Origin of the sequence: Pelosinus sp. sgz500959, from assembly GCF_042610375.1 — a bacterium.
In the GTDB taxonomy this organism is placed as follows: Bacteria; Bacillota; Negativicutes; order DSM-13327; family DSM-13327; genus CTSoil-075.
Genome location: NZ_JBGJZL010000003.1, coordinates 81,003 through 95,460, shown reverse-complemented (window position 1 = coordinate 95,460; position 14,458 = coordinate 81,003). Strand labels below are relative to the sequence as shown.

Below are 14,458 nucleotides of genomic sequence, written 5' to 3'. Positions count from 1 at the left end.
AAAAATATCGTCCTTATTTATTATTTAGTCTTTCTGCGATATGATCCAGTTTGACTGCCATTGTACCAATGACTTGCATGGTTTCTGCGACATGGTTAACAGCTTCAGCAACTTGAGCTGTCATTTCTCCGATACGACTCAGCTCTTGCTGATTGTACTCACTATCACCTTGAACCCCTCGAATAATTTCAGTTATTCTCCGCACAGATAAAGCTGAGCTGTCAGAAAGTTTTCTAATTTCTTCTGCAACTACTGCAAATCCTCGTCCATGCTGGCCTACACGAGCAGCTTCAATGGCAGCATTTAGTCCTAGTAAATTCGTCTGTCCCGCAACACTTTTTATTATTTCGAGCACTTGACCAGTTTCTCGGACTCTTGCCTGTGATTCTTCCGATAATTGGGCTAGTGTCTTACAAATCACAGATACTTCTAATGTCTGCGCCGAAACTTCCTCTGTTGTGCTTGCTATGGTGGCAATTGCATCTGATAGTTTCAAAGCCATTCCACACACAGCATCTTGTATGTCTACTGACTCTACGAAAGCGACTGCTCCAATGACCTTCTTCTCATCATCAACGATTGGGACTGCAGCACCAATATAAGGAACTCCAAATTTTTCTTTGTTACCACGCATCTGGATAATCTTTTTTTCTTCCATTGCCCGAACAATCGCTGTACCAGGCCTTAAGAGCATACCAGCCTTGACCCCCGTATCAATTTTGGGATTTATCAGGCTAAATATATACTTTTCTCGATTACAAACAGCCATTGTAACATCTGTCCGAATTAACTCTTTGATAAGAGGCAGTACCTGGAAAAAATTATTAAATATGGAGGCATTACTCTCATCACTCAGTGTACTCAACTCCTATTTTATCGTGATGAATTTGGACGAAGATTTAAAGGATTGGCATGGTGCACACATGAGGCCCTATTAAAAATTCGGCCCCAGTATTATCCCTCACTTCATCTACTGTAACACCTGGTGCGGTCTCTAGAAGAATTAATCCTGCCGACGTTACTTCAAATACACATAAGTTGGTAATAATAAAATTTACAACGCCTTTTCCAGTTAAGGGAAGAGTACATTTTTTTAAAATTTTTGATTTTCCATCTCTCCCAGTATGCTCCATAGAGACGATGACCTTCTTGGCTCCTGATACCAAATCCATGGCGCCCCCCATACCCGGCACCAATTTCCCTGGCACCATCCAGTTGGCGAGATTTCCTTCCTGATCGACTTCTAATGCCCCCAAAACAGTCACATCCACGTGCCCGCCCCGGATAATAGCAAATGACATGGCACTGTCAAACACGGCTCCGCCAGGCATAATCGAAACCGGCTTGCCACCAGCATTCACCAGATCGGCATCAGCTGAACCATCCAAAGGAACCAGTCCTAAGAAACCATTCTCTGATTGGAGAATCACACTAACACCAGCTGGCAAGAAATCAGCTGCCAATGTAGGTATCCCTATGCCGAGATTCACAACATATCCATCCTTAAACTCTTGAGCTACCCGTTTGGCTATAATCGTTTTCGCATCCATTTTTATATCCCCCATTATCCCTGGATAATCCAATCAATAAATATCCCAGGCGTTATCACTTGATCTGGATCAATCTGGCCTATTTCTACAATATTCTCAGCCTCAACGATAACCACTTTGGCTGCCATGGCCATCAAGGGGTTAAAATTACGAGTTGAGCGATTGAATAATAAATTTCCAGCTCTATCGGCAGTATGGGCCTTGATCAATGCCACATCAGCCTTTAAGGATTTTTCTAACAGAAATTCCCTGCCGTCTACTTTTATAATTTCCTTCCCCTCGGCTACAATCGTCCCAAGCCCAGTTGGTGTGAGTATGCCACCTAATCCAGCTCCACCAGCACGAATTTGCTCAGCTAAAGTGCCCTGAGGAATGAGTTCTACCTCAAGCTCCCCACCATTCATCTGCCTCCCTGTTTCTGGATTAGTTCCAATATGAGAAACAACCGCCTTCTTGAGTTGATGGTTAACCACAAGCTTACCAATACCTTTATCGGTCATAGCCGTATCATTCGCAATGGCGATGAGATTTTTCGTCCCTTTGATAACCAGTGCATCTATCAAACATTCCGGTGTCCCCACTCCGAGGAAACCACCGATCATAATCGTCATATTATCTTGCACCTTTTCAAGTGCTTGTTCAATTGTCGTAATTTTTGACATACCTTGCCTCCAATTTTATTTTGTCAGAAGAAAAGCTCAATCTCTCCGGCTTTTCTTCTGACAAAAAATCTCTGATGTTTATTACAAGGTAATCGTCACACCTTGTAATGAAGGGCATAGGGCATTTTATTCGCGCCCTTTCCTGCAAATAAGGCTGTTATACTAGTGTACATACGATACTATATAATACCTGTTGCCATATGAATCGCGATAACAACAAAGGCGACTATTGTTTTAATAGCAACCATTGCACCGATATCTCCATAGGATTGTTTATGAGTCAGACCACATACTGCAATAATAGTAATCACTGCGCCATTATGTGGCATACTGTCCATCCCGCCTGAAGCCATGGATGCAACACGATGAAGAACCTCAGGAGACATGCCTATGGAATTCGCCCAGGACAGCCAATCTTTGGCCATCAGATCAAGAGCGATGGACATCCCTCCTGATGCAGAACCAGTAATACCAGCTAGTGTTGTTATGGTCACAGCTTCTGAAATTAGAGGTGTTCCACCTATATGGATGCCTAAAAGTGCATCAGCTATGGATCTAAAGCCAGGCAAAGATGCAATAACATTACCATAACCGACTTCAGAAGCGGTGTTCATAATTGCTAGCAGTGATCCGATAGCTCCTGCATTTAAAGCAGTTGCCAAACCACCCTTGGGCAAGTTTCTGTAACCTAAACCAATTGCCAAAATAATTCCAATGACAACAGCGATAATCAAGGACCAAATTGCTAAAACATTCTTAACCGCAGTAGCTACAAGCGGTATTTTCATGCTGATGAACGGAGCCAGAATATCTGGATTCCATTGATAAACATTAGTCATAATAAAGTTTATCAACAATACAGCAAGCAACGGTACTATCGCTATTTTCCAGTCAGGAATTGTACTATTGTCACTTTCATCTGGTTCTAGAATGTGACCTTCGCCGTAAAACTCGCCTGCTTCATTCGCTTTTTTGCAACGCCATTCAAAATAATACATGCCGCAAGCAAAAATCAATATTGACCCGATAATCCCTAATAACGGTGCAGCGTAAACATTGGTACCAAAAAAATTCGCCGGGATAATATTTTGTATTTGTGGCGTGCCCGGCAGAGCATCCATGGTATAAGTACATCCACCGAGTACAATAATTCCCGGTATCAATCGTTTAGGGACACCCGCTTCTTTGAACAATGCCGCAGCGAAGGGATAAATAACAAATACAATAACGAAGAGACTTACTCCACCGTAGGCCAACACACCACCCGCAATGACCACCGCCAAGATGGCGCGTTCTTTTCCTACGATTTGCAGTATCTTATAGGCTATAGCCTTGGCAAAGCCTGTTCCCTCCATAAGTTTTCCAAAAATAGCACCTAGCATAAAAATAGGGAAAAAGGATTTGACATAAACGACTGCCTTTGCCATGAACAACTCAGTATATGAGGGCATCACCGAAAAACCTTGACTTGCAGCTGCTAAAAGCGCAAAAATCGGTGCAAATAAAATGACAGAAAAACCCCTATACGCTAAGAACATCAGCAAAACCAGACTGAGCAATATCCCGAATACTTCCACAGTGAATTGCCTCCCTATATTTTAATTTTTATCAACAAGCTTATTTTGCGTTTTCGATAATATCATTGAATCGATCAAGATAACTAAAATTATTTACTCCATCTCTGGCCTCTGCTTCTTTAACTAAACTAACTACCATATCATTAAAGGGAGTTAGTATTCCGCATTTTCGACCCGCTTGACATACAACACCATTAATATAGTCAATCTCAGTCTTCTTCCCTTTTTCCAAGTCTTGCAGCATACTGGCCTTGTTATTGTGGCGTCCCCATACTTTTTTATAGATTTCCATTTTCCCAGGAATATCTGCTTTGCTATTCAGCTCTAGTTGTTCTAGATCAGCTCCCTGCATCTCCACCATACGATACCCCAAACTATGACAAACCTTGATAACCTCGTCCGCAATATGAGCAACGCAGACCATAGCCTTAGGATTGACCAGAACATCACTAAAAGTACCGTTCAGAGCAGCGGACATTCCACTAAAGGTAGAATTCATCAACAACTTGGTATAGCGAATGCCCATTAGGTTAGTCAAAATTGTTGTCCCGCCAGCTGCACTAAGAGTTTCTTTTACTTTTTCTAACCGCGGTCGCAGTACTCCATCAATTTCGCCGATTTCAAAAGCAAATTTTTCTACAGCTTCCATGGTTGAAGTGAGCTCAGACACACCAGGCTTAAGCCAAGTAGCACCGAATCCCACTGCGCCACCAATGGTTCTTTCTTTTCCAACATACGAAGCTACAGAATCTTCAGGAACTCCATTTTGCAATGTGCATACGACACTATCTTTGTGTAAATAAGGCAGCAATTTAGGTAATGCTGTTTCGTTGGCTGTTTGTTTAGTTAACAAAAGGATAAGATCATAAGTTCCTGTCATTTCTTCAGGTGTAAGTGCCTTTACCGACTGATGCAGTTTGAGATTACCGGTAACCGTTGCACCATTGGCATTTAGTGCATCAACATTTTCTTTAAAAGAATCAATTAAATCAACTTCCTTACCGTTCTTGGTCATCAAAGCACCGATGATAATCCCTAGTGCTCCTGCTCCTAAAATAGCCGTTCTCATAATAACACTCCTCCACTCCAAATTAATAATTAACTTGTTCTATACCCTTAAGATCCAAAATTTCTCGAGCCTCATCAGCGTTAGCAATTTCTAGTCCAAGTCGCTCGGCGATTTCTTTAATTTGAATTACTTGTTCAGCACTCGATTTCGCCAACACGCCTGGTTTTAAATACAGGTTATCTTCCAATCCAACCCGTGCGTTACCACCCATAGCCAAGGCTGTAGTGACCATAGGAAATTGTGCTTTTCCCGCTGCCGCACAAGACCAAACAAAGTCGCCAATTTGTTCACGAGCTGTTTTGACCAAATATGCAAGATTATCGACAGTTGCTGGAATACCGCCTAATATCCCCATCACAAATTGCAGATATACTGGCCCCTTAACCAATCCTTTTTCTTTAAAATAGGCAATATTATTAACCATGCCTACGTCATATACCTCAAATTCTGGGCGCATTCCATGTTCATTCATAGTTTTGAGGTAATACTCAAGTCCTGTAAAAGTATTTGTAAAAACCAGTTCATTCGTATGCTGAAGATAAGGAATTTCCCAGTCAAATTTTGGATTTTTTATCTTTGCAGCAAGATCAGCAAATACAAAGTTCACGGATCCTGCATTACAAGAAGCGAGCTCCGGTTTTAACTCTACTGCAGGAGCAAGGCGCTGTTCTGAAGACATCCAAACTGCTCCACCAGTAGTAATACAAACGACTGCATTACACTGCTCTTTTATAGACGTAACGATTTTTCTCATAATGTTTATGTCGGGGGTCGGGCTACAATCTTTTGGATCTCTAGCATGAATGTGGACTACTGCAGCTCCCGCCTTATGAGCCTCTACCGCATCCTTAATGATTTGTTCCGGTGTCGAAGGAAAATAAGGACTTAAACTCGGGGTATGGGTTGCACCTGTAATTGCTGCTGTGATAATAATTTTGCTTTGCTTGGCCATGAAAACTCCTCCTCGATAATAGAACTTTGTTTCTGATTTCGATATATGGTTGCAACACTTTCGCGTTCACGATGTGAACTTTCATCAGAACTATCTCACTATATATGCAATTAACATGCCAACGTTGAAAAAAGCGTACGCATTATACTTTTCACCACAGATATCGGGCTTTTTTCTGAATTTTAGTTTTAATTTGCAATACTCAAAATGTAAGTATATAATTACACTATTTTTCTGAAATCATTGAATATTGTTATAAGTATCCTGTCATATAGAGGATTGATGTTTTTGTCATTAATAACTTACACTGTCATTCTGTACTTACATTTTTATGACTCATACGTCCTGTCGCAATTTATTTTTTGCGAAATATAATAAAACCTCTAACGATTGCATATCATCTAATCAATGTTGCCATTTGAAATACATTTGTAAATGTTCCAACGTAATGTATATACTATTGAATAATTCCTGGCACAAAAAAATATAAAGCACAGAAAAACGGGGTAAAGTCATACTTACCTCGTTTTTCTGTGCTTTATAACATGATATAGAATTCTCTTAATTAATGCCAAGACGACGGATTTTTTGGTAAAGCAATGGACGCGCAATCCCCAATAGTTCCGCAGCCTTCTTTTTATTTCCCTGAGTCGATAACAATGCGTCCAAAATAATCTCTCTTTCTATCGATGCTTTCGCCTCCTGAATTCCTCGGCCTGCAGTCAATTTTCCTTGTTTCTGGATCTTTGGTAGTAACCATCCAAAATGACTTGGCTCAAGTACATTAGAATTGCAGAGATTAATCGCCCTCTCAACAGCATGTTCTAGTTCCCGGATATTTCCTGGCCATTCATACTCCATAAAAATTTCCATTGCCTCAGGAGCAATCGTTACTTTTCCTAACCCTGCCTGGTCTCCATACTTATCGATGAACTTTTCGACTAGCAAGAGTATGTCTGTTTTCCTCTCTCTAAGTGGCACAAGCTTAATAGGAATGACATTCAGCCGATAATATAAATCTGATCGGAAAGTCCCTTGCTTAATCTGGTCCTCCAAATCATCATTTGTAGCCGCTATAATTCTGATGTTAACAGCTATCGGGCCCGTTCCGCCAACTCGCTCGATTTCTTTTTCTTGTAATGCTCGAAGTAATTTAGCCTGAGCAGCCAGTGATAATTGACTGACTTCATCCAAGAATAATGTACCTTTCTCCGCTAGCTCAAATTTACCTTTTTTACCCACCCGACGAGCTCCAGTAAAAGCCCCTTCATCGTAACCAAACAATTCGGATTCGATAAGTTCATGAGGAATAGCTGCACAATTGAGCTTAATAAAGGGATAATGTGATCGCCGACTTTCCTGATGCAAAGCGTGAGCGACTAGTTCCTTGCCAGTACCCGTTTCGCCTTGAATCAAGACAGTAGAATTCACACATGCAGCTCTTAATATTGTTGACCGCATTGCAACAACAGCATCGCTAGAGCCGATAATATTTTCTAAAGAATACTTTATTCCAGAATGCTTTTTTAATTTTTCTTTGTAATAGCTCAGTTGGCTTCGCAATTCTTCGAGAGAATATAGAAGTTTGTCAACCCCTTCAAAAACCGAGAAAGACATGGCACCGATAATGGCACCATCCTTAATCAAAGGAACCCGATTACAAATCAAAGGTTTACCCTCACTGTAAAATATATCGCCTAGAATGGGTTTTCCGGTTTCGAGAACTGCAGGAAGTCGGCTTGTTGGGACTACATCTTTGATGTATCGCCCTATAATCTCCTCCATTTTCCAACCTTTCATTTTCGCATAATTTTCTTCAACAAAAATGATTCGCGCCTGATTATCTACTACTACTAATCCATATAAATGGCTGCACACCTGCTTCATGATTTCACTACGTCTTACCGTCACTACAATCCCTCCTTACAGATAAAAGGAACATATTTTATTTATTCTCTATAACGAGCATAACTTTTTTTAGAAGCCACACCCTCATCCCCTTATCTGGGGCAGACGGATCACATGTACAAAAATACCGATTATCACAATGATAACGATGCATAAACGAGTTCTCTAAAACCATTCTCATACATGTAATAATAGCATATCTTTACTCCTATCGCATTAGATTGATTGATTACTCTATCTCTTTAGATATCCACATCACCAGAGCAATAGGGAATCCTAGCTGACCTACAACTGTAACAATTCATGTCAATTTTCGTCCTCCATCATCTTTAGCACTTCTTCTGAAGGAAGGCTCAATACTCTATCATTGATATTGTATTGTTCTGGTTTTTGCTGCGCTAAGCTCAAAAGATAGGCCAATTTATCAAAAGTAATTATTTATTGTTCATAAGCCTCTAAAGGCATATCAATCAAATGTAATGGGCTTTATGATAGTCCTTACGACTTGAAAATCGCCTATAATCCTCTCTTGGTTACACTTATAATACTGCTTCGGTAGGCATCAAGAGCCAACTTAGGGACATTTAAGGTATGATCTTTCCGCCGGCTTTGGCACTCGACTCTCAGGGGCGGTTCCGCCGAATCAGTCCTACAGAATTACAAAAACAGGGGGATAAGCCCTGCGTTTTTAGGAAAAATACGCCTGTCTCTTGACATATTTCTGTTCATTTGATAGCTTATTTCTTAGATGTATAATAGCAATATAGAATAAGAAAAGGTGATTTTTATAGGCTTTAATAGCAAGGTTTACGAAATCGTCAGCCATATCCCAGAAGGGAAAGTTGTTTCTTATGGGCAAGTTGCCTCCATGGCGGGAAATTATCGAGCATCCCGCGCAGTAGGTTATGCGATGCATGGCAATCCTTATTACGGGTCAGTACCTTGCCATAGGGTAGTTTTCCAAAATGGCAATCTCACTGATGGGTTTGCCTTTGGGGGCAAAGACGTACAAAGGCAGTTACTGGAAGCGGAGGGAGTTACATTTACCAAAGATGGCTATGTCAATATGAAGAAATGTCGCTGGGATGGCACTCCGAGCACCTGATGTGGCAGGTACTTGGGGGAGGGTGGAATTGTCTTACTAAAGAATTCTAAAAGATAATTCCACCGTCACTGCGTCTCACCATATAAGCATACTTGACCCCAAAACAGCAATTTATAGATAAACAAAGTAGGTAGTACAGGGCTTACGGAGCCTTGTATTACCTACTTTGTTTACGTGTGGAGATAATCGGAATCAAACCGTTGACCTCTTGCATGCCATTCTGATGTTGACATCTTTTTTACAATAATTAACTAATTCCAAACAACCTATAAACCTTTATAAATCAATAATTTGCAAAATTATCCCAGCTATTTTTTTATCATTTGATCTTTTGACTACCTCGCCAAGAAGCCCTCTGCAAAGATACTTTCTTTATAATAGATCCTAATAAAATTGCATTTAAAATGATAGGCATATATTTTACTCAGCTATTACACCTTAAGATATATCATCCTTATTATCCCTATTTCTAACCCTAATAAGAAATTCTTCCCGTTCTTTCATACATTCAGCATCATCAGGTGTATATCCTAAGCAGCAAATTCGTATCCGATAATCAATTTTATTTCTGTCACTTCTTGAAAATAAGCAGTTGATGCAAGTTCCGATATTATCTTTTGCCACCTTGCATATTTCCCCTTCACACTCATCAGCATCACCATGATCAACCTCTCCATAACACACAACATAACTCTTTATTAGTTCAGCATAATTTTCGATCCGCATATTTTCATATTTAATAAAACTTGGTAAAGGAGCATTACTATTTTCCATATACTTTTTATAATTATTAAAAGGATGTGCCTGCGGTGAGAAATGTTGATATATGGATTTTGCTAGTTGCCTATCCTTTTTATTCTTAGCATTCAAATGCAGTAAATAAGCAATATCTTGGATAGTAAAACAATCCAAACCTTTAAAATGTGTTGATTGAGTTACAAATCTCCAAACCGTTGTATCCTGAGAGGATAAAATTGCAATGTTATTAAACTTCGCATACAACAAGGTTTTATATTCTCCCAGATCCTGTAAATCACTGATATTAAATGATTTTCTGAGTTCTGCATCACATTGCTCGAATAAGATCATACTAATGGGGTCAGTGGGAATGTTGTCCTCAACATACTGTATATGATAGTCACTTACCAAAGAGTCTAATTCTGTAATTAGTGCTTGATCAATTACTTCTTCATATACTTTTCTATGAATGAGAATTTTATCAAAAAAACTAAATAAAACCCTTAAGTTATTTTTAAAATTAATTAGAATATTGGCATCAAAAAGAACAGGACCATTAATCCTCATTTGCACCTTCCTCAACCTCTCCTGCTCCAAAGTCAGATAAGTCAAATACAATGGGTTTGATGATAGGTCTTACGACTTGAAAATCCTCTAAGGTTTTATCATAATCGCCTATAATACTCTCTAGCTTGGCTACACTTATGATACTGCTCCGATAAGCATCAATAGCTAATTTAGGGACATTCAAAGTATGATATTTCCGCCGGCTTTGGCACTCTAAATTTTTGACTTTTGCACACATCGTCTCATCGAGCATCCGGCAAAATTCTACTACTCTTGTATCGTAAGAGACTAATTTTTCGTATTGCGCCTGACTAACCATTTTAGTTTCTAGCAAACGTTTGAGTATGGTTTTAAAGGGTATCTCATATTCATATTGTATTTTAAGAATTTCTAAAATAACGTCCTCGACGGCAAAATGACTGGTTATCATTTTTGAAAATCTCTCTACAATAACACTGCGTGGCATCAAAAAAGCAGCGGCAAAATAGTTGGCTTTCAGTTCGTCTACCATCGTAGAAGTTTCATCCATATTTTCATCAATATCTTTATTATCACATACAATAAACTTATCTTCGTCTTTTTCTTTAAAATCAATGAGGTGATATAGTTCATGGGCGGCAGCGAAATTCTGAAAACTATTATTAAAGCTAGTATTCACAAAAACCTGAAGCAAATCACCTTGCTTGCGTGTAAATCCTGCGACTCTTTTTGTTTGCAATGGATATAGTAATACATAGGCTGAATATACACTCTCAATAATACTAAAGATTTTTTCGCCGATGGGTGTTGTATCACCAAGATCATTCATTTTTCTTTGATGAAGCGCCTTCTTTTCTAGTTTCTCTAACTCATTTACCGATAGCATATAGTAGCCCCCTAAATGTCCATCTTCATATTTTTGAGTACTACGGCTTGATCCATCATGGCTAATATTTTTTGTATTTCTTCAACGTCTACGCCATCTAAATTTTTATCAGTTTTCATATAGGCAACCACATCCCCTTGTGGCTTTACAATTCCTAAAATATGATCCGCCGACACATGATAAAAATCAGTAAGTTTCCTTAACTCTTCCACATCAATTGATTTCTTATCATTTTCCAATTTACTATACGTAGAACAATTTATATCTAATCTCTGGCATAGGTCTTTAGCTGCCAACTGACTTTCTTCTCGTAATTTCTTTATTCTTACACCAATTGTCTCCATGCTAATGCCTCCTTTTCTTATTAGTATATGCTATTATTTCTGTTTTAGCAATAAAATACATGTATTTTAATTATTTATTTCCATATCACAAATAATGAATAATGAAAAGTACACTAATAGCGATCACTACTACCCATCCGAGGAAGTTTTAATCGCCAATAGGCGACCGTGTAGATCGGGATGTGAGTGGAGCAGAGGCGGGGAGGCGTTTTTTTGCCGGATGGCCGGAGAGGAAGAAATGTCCTTGCCTGCTCCTCCTTCAGACTATCATTAGCAAAAAAATAGGCCATGCTTCTGCCCTTGACTAGGTACATGGTTTTCGTACCTAGCCAAGGGCAGAATGGTGGCCGTTCAATATGGATTGATGACTTCCTCCTAAAAGTATTGACTTAAAGGAGCGTCGGAATTGATCGAGATTTATTTTATATTTTTTCAGTCTATTGGCATCTCATTAGCCAGCTTATTCGATCCTTCTCTAAGTAAAAACATTTAATCTACCGATCTATCAAATTCATTTCCATCAATCTCGCCTGACTACGGCGGACGCAGGGACGGCGGTTGCGTCTTGCCCAAACCCTATGTTCGAACAGAATTCTAAAAGACAGTTCTACCGTCCCTGCTCCTCTTCAAGTCAGTATTCCTCTCCAACTAATAGCAATCAGGTTTTGATTTCATAAAATTTTTCAAGGATTCGTATTTTAGTATTGATAACTGGTTATTTCCCAATTTGGCAGCAAGACTATCTTTATCGAGATTTTGATGTTTAGAATCCAGTATACACTTCAAACCTGCCAACTTAATTATTATCGCTTTTATTGCAAGTTCTAACGATAACTGTATAAATACACAAGCAAGTACTGCTGTTTCTCGATCTATAGGTTTATCTAGCTCATTATTTTCTGTTTTAGTAATATGGGAAATTGATTCTCTTAAAAACAAAATAGAATTTTGATAAACTATCTTGTAAATTTTTTCTTCTAATTCTTTCATATTCCCTCACAATGCTAGATGTTTTCATTAGCAAATTTATGTACTATTGCAACAACATTCATCCTCAATTTTATAAGTATTACATTTGCTACACCATTCCATTTCCGTTAATATGCCTCGATCTTTATGGTTTGTTTTAATGTCAGCACTCAAACTTATGAATATTACGGTGTGGCGGAGCCACTTTATAGTTGTCTCTCCACAAGTATATTCTCCACTTGATATAATTTCCATATTAAACCAATTCTTGACGAAATCCTCCTTTACTGGATAAATAAAAAACCGCCTACTCAATGTAGACGGCGATATAAATTACCACATATGCATAATAATAGCTACCAGCTACTCCTAATGTTTTAAATTATGGCCTTTGATTTTTTGCACAACAAATTAATGTAGCAATGCTGTAGCTTACAAAAATATTACAAAAAAGATAACCTCAACATGACTTCACATTTAAAAAGTATATTCATGAGCAATAAGCCGATTTCTTGTCTCATTTATCTCATCTTCAGTAAAAAGCGTAACATATTCTGTTTTTATCACATGTGCTTCCATGGTAAGGTCGAGTCGTTTTTTTCTCCAGAGTACGTCAAATCCATACTGTATGTCTTTATGTCGTAGAAGTTTTTTAGCTGTTTCTACTCCTCCACTATTAGCAACCATTCCACGAAATATCTTTGGATCATAATCGAATTCTTTTTTAGCCACATCGCAAATTCTAAGCATATCAAAATAGAACTTCTTCTCTAATTCTGTCACCTTCACACCTCTTCAAATTTAATCGGCATTACAATAAATCATGCAAGATGGCTTATCTTTACTTATGTGGTTCACTTCAATATCGTTAGTTTTCTATGAACATATTTTTTATATCCGACAAGAACAATCGTTGAATCTGTAACATTTAGTTATTGGTAACCTATTTTATGTCTTTTATTCTAGCAATGTCTATCCATTCCTTAATTATTTTCTCTTTAACATTTAATGTTACAAGTCCATAATTAACACTAAATCTTACTGATAAAGGAGGAACCTTATCTTTTTCTGTTGTAGACAATAAAGTTGCCATATGTTCTTGATTTAAATTATACGTAACAAGAGTTATATTATATCCCTGTGATTTTTGCCCTGATTGGTTTAATTTGTATATTTGATCCCCTATTTTCAAATCTAAAGTATCGGAAATAATCGCTGACCCGGGACCAGTTAGAAATTTGATTCCAGCAGATAGATAATAAGAGTCAGAAGTACCGTTCTTGTTTAATACTTTGTACAGTGTTATTTCTTCTTGATAAGTACCCAATAAACCATGTTCATTTACAAAGGTAGACTGATATATATTTTCTCCAGTAAAACTATCTTTGACATTTTTTATTTTCGCAAAAGCCTGCGAGCTAGAAACAGATAAAACCATAATTAAGCATGTAATAATTATGTAGATTTTTCTCATTAAACTTCCCCCTATATCATGGATTTATCAATATGGAATCAAAAGTGATGTCATTTTCGAATCAATCTAACATAATTTTCTTTCTACCTTACTAAATTTCTCCTTAGCAAAGTAAAACCCCTGCCAGATCTATACATAATTTCGCATTTTTTTCTTAATTGGTCAATAAAAAACCACCTACTCAAAGTAGACGATGATATATTACTTTAATAATTTACTGATAATGGTTAATCTCATATTTAAACCGTATAGCACAATAAATCAAAGTGCCCATAATAACGGTAAATAACCATACTTGTGTTACTTTTGAGTTTTTTTGGAAATATAAACGTAGGCTATGGTCGTAAATGTCAGACCAAATTACTAAGATGGATGATTCACCGAGCCGTGACCTTGCAAATCCACCCTATTCTATTGGAATCACATCATTTAGGATTAACTGAGGATCTGCGTATCGGATATAACGGCGATTTTTTTCTTAATATGTTCCCACAGACATACTGTGTTGTGATAGTAAATTGATACCATTACACGGATGATTTTTGGGGTTGGCACCCCAAATTAGGGGTGTCGTTTTATATTATGCCACCAAGCCTTTACGCAATAATCATAATATAATCGTTTCTATAACTGAGTGGATACTTGAGGTCCCATTGAATGCATATCCTTATATTGTAC

The 14,458-nt window shown here is 38.1% G+C and carries 14 protein-coding genes; 1 reads left to right on the top strand and 13 read right to left on the bottom strand.

The window, feature by feature from the left end; translation table 11 throughout:
* Positions 1-13: 13 nt before the first annotated feature.
* The 7 genes from ACAN52_RS05320 to ACAN52_RS05290 form a co-directional block, all read right to left on the bottom strand.
* Positions 14-694, bottom strand: a complete 681-nt coding sequence (locus tag ACAN52_RS05320; protein ID WP_378953270.1) for a methyl-accepting chemotaxis protein — start codon at positions 692-694, stop codon at positions 14-16.
* 205 nt (positions 695-899) lie between these two features.
* Positions 900-1,550, bottom strand: a complete 651-nt coding sequence (locus ACAN52_RS05315; protein WP_378953268.1) for a 3-oxoacid CoA-transferase subunit B — start codon at positions 1,548-1,550, stop codon at positions 900-902.
* A 14-nt stretch (positions 1,551-1,564) separates the two neighbouring features.
* Positions 1,565-2,212, bottom strand: coding sequence for a CoA transferase subunit A (locus ACAN52_RS05310; RefSeq protein ID WP_378953266.1), 648 nt, complete (start codon positions 2,210-2,212; stop codon positions 1,565-1,567).
* A gap of 179 nt (positions 2,213-2,391) precedes the next feature.
* Positions 2,392-3,789 carry a GntP family permease gene (locus ACAN52_RS05305; protein ID WP_378953264.1) on the bottom strand — a complete coding sequence of 466 codons (1,398 nt, stop codon included), beginning with the start codon at positions 3,787-3,789 and terminating at the stop codon, positions 2,392-2,394.
* 40 nt (positions 3,790-3,829) lie between these two features.
* Positions 3,830-4,858, bottom strand: coding sequence for a ketopantoate reductase family protein (locus ACAN52_RS05300; RefSeq protein ID WP_378953262.1), 1,029 nt, complete (start codon positions 4,856-4,858; stop codon positions 3,830-3,832).
* Positions 4,859-4,880: 22 nt separating this feature from the next.
* Positions 4,881-5,810 (bottom strand): 3-keto-5-aminohexanoate cleavage protein, encoded by a 930-nt coding sequence (locus tag ACAN52_RS05295; RefSeq protein WP_378953260.1) that lies wholly within the window; start codon positions 5,808-5,810, stop codon positions 4,881-4,883.
* 561 nt (positions 5,811-6,371) lie between these two features.
* On the bottom strand, positions 6,372-7,721 hold the full coding sequence (locus ACAN52_RS05290; RefSeq protein ID WP_378953258.1) for a sigma-54 interaction domain-containing protein: 1,350 nt from the start codon (positions 7,719-7,721) through the stop codon (positions 6,372-6,374).
* 775 nt (positions 7,722-8,496) lie between these two features.
* Between ACAN52_RS05290 and ACAN52_RS05285 the strand changes: the two genes are divergently transcribed.
* Positions 8,497-8,823 carry an MGMT family protein gene (locus tag ACAN52_RS05285; protein ID WP_378953256.1) on the top strand — a complete coding sequence of 109 codons (327 nt, stop codon included), beginning with the start codon at positions 8,497-8,499 and terminating at the stop codon, positions 8,821-8,823.
* Between the two features lie 438 nt (positions 8,824-9,261).
* Here ACAN52_RS05285 and ACAN52_RS05280 read toward each other — a convergent pair whose 3' ends face one another.
* From ACAN52_RS05280 to ACAN52_RS05255, 6 genes are all read right to left on the bottom strand, one after another.
* Positions 9,262-10,128 carry a hypothetical protein gene (locus ACAN52_RS05280; protein WP_378953255.1) on the bottom strand — a complete coding sequence of 289 codons (867 nt, stop codon included), beginning with the start codon at positions 10,126-10,128 and terminating at the stop codon, positions 9,262-9,264.
* Positions 10,118-10,993 carry an ImmA/IrrE family metallo-endopeptidase gene (locus tag ACAN52_RS05275; RefSeq protein WP_378953253.1) on the bottom strand — a complete coding sequence of 292 codons (876 nt, stop codon included), beginning with the start codon at positions 10,991-10,993 and terminating at the stop codon, positions 10,118-10,120. Before ACAN52_RS05275 ends, ACAN52_RS05280 begins: the two co-directional genes overlap by 11 nt.
* An 11-nt stretch (positions 10,994-11,004) precedes the next feature.
* Positions 11,005-11,337 carry a helix-turn-helix domain-containing protein gene (locus tag ACAN52_RS05270; protein WP_378953251.1) on the bottom strand — a complete coding sequence of 111 codons (333 nt, stop codon included), beginning with the start codon at positions 11,335-11,337 and terminating at the stop codon, positions 11,005-11,007.
* Between the two features lie 648 nt (positions 11,338-11,985).
* Positions 11,986-12,327: a hypothetical protein gene (locus ACAN52_RS05265; protein WP_378953249.1), complete on the bottom strand. Its 342-nt coding sequence runs from the start codon at positions 12,325-12,327 to the stop codon at positions 11,986-11,988.
* Positions 12,328-12,783: 456 nt separating this feature from the next.
* Positions 12,784-13,089: a hypothetical protein gene (locus tag ACAN52_RS05260; protein WP_378953247.1), complete on the bottom strand. Its 306-nt coding sequence runs from the start codon at positions 13,087-13,089 to the stop codon at positions 12,784-12,786.
* Positions 13,090-13,249: 160 nt separating this feature from the next.
* Positions 13,250-13,780, bottom strand: a complete 531-nt coding sequence (locus ACAN52_RS05255) for a hypothetical protein (RefSeq protein ID WP_378953245.1) — start codon at positions 13,778-13,780, stop codon at positions 13,250-13,252.
* Positions 13,781-14,458 lie beyond the last annotated feature (678 nt).

Bases quoted from the DNA above. Each gene is read 5' to 3' on its own strand.
- ACAN52_RS05310 (WP_378953266.1), bottom strand. From the start codon at position 2,212: ATGTCAAAAATTACGACAATTGAACAAGCACTTGAAAAGGTGCAAGAT.
- ACAN52_RS05300 (WP_378953262.1), bottom strand. From the start codon at position 4,858: ATGAGAACGGCTATTTTAGGAGCAGGAGCACTAGGGATTATCATCGGT.
- ACAN52_RS05295 (WP_378953260.1), bottom strand. From the start codon at position 5,810: ATGGCCAAGCAAAGCAAAATTATTATCACAGCAGCAATTACAGGTGCA.
- ACAN52_RS05275 (WP_378953253.1), bottom strand. From the start codon at position 10,993: ATGCTATCGGTAAATGAGTTAGAGAAACTAGAAAAGAAGGCGCTTCAT.
- ACAN52_RS05270 (WP_378953251.1), bottom strand. From the start codon at position 11,337: ATGGAGACAATTGGTGTAAGAATAAAGAAATTACGAGAAGAAAGTCAG.
- ACAN52_RS05265 (WP_378953249.1), bottom strand. From the start codon at position 12,327: ATGAAAGAATTAGAAGAAAAAATTTACAAGATAGTTTATCAAAATTCT.
- ACAN52_RS05255 (WP_378953245.1), bottom strand. From the start codon at position 13,780: ATGAGAAAAATCTACATAATTATTACATGCTTAATTATGGTTTTATCT.
- ACAN52_RS05280 (WP_378953255.1), bottom strand. From the start codon at position 10,128: ATGAGGATTAATGGTCCTGTTCTTTTTGATGCCAATATTCTAATTAAT.
- ACAN52_RS05315 (WP_378953268.1), bottom strand. From the start codon at position 1,550: ATGGATGCGAAAACGATTATAGCCAAACGGGTAGCTCAAGAGTTTAAG.
- ACAN52_RS05320 (WP_378953270.1), bottom strand. From the start codon at position 694: ATGCTCTTAAGGCCTGGTACAGCGATTGTTCGGGCAATGGAAGAAAAA.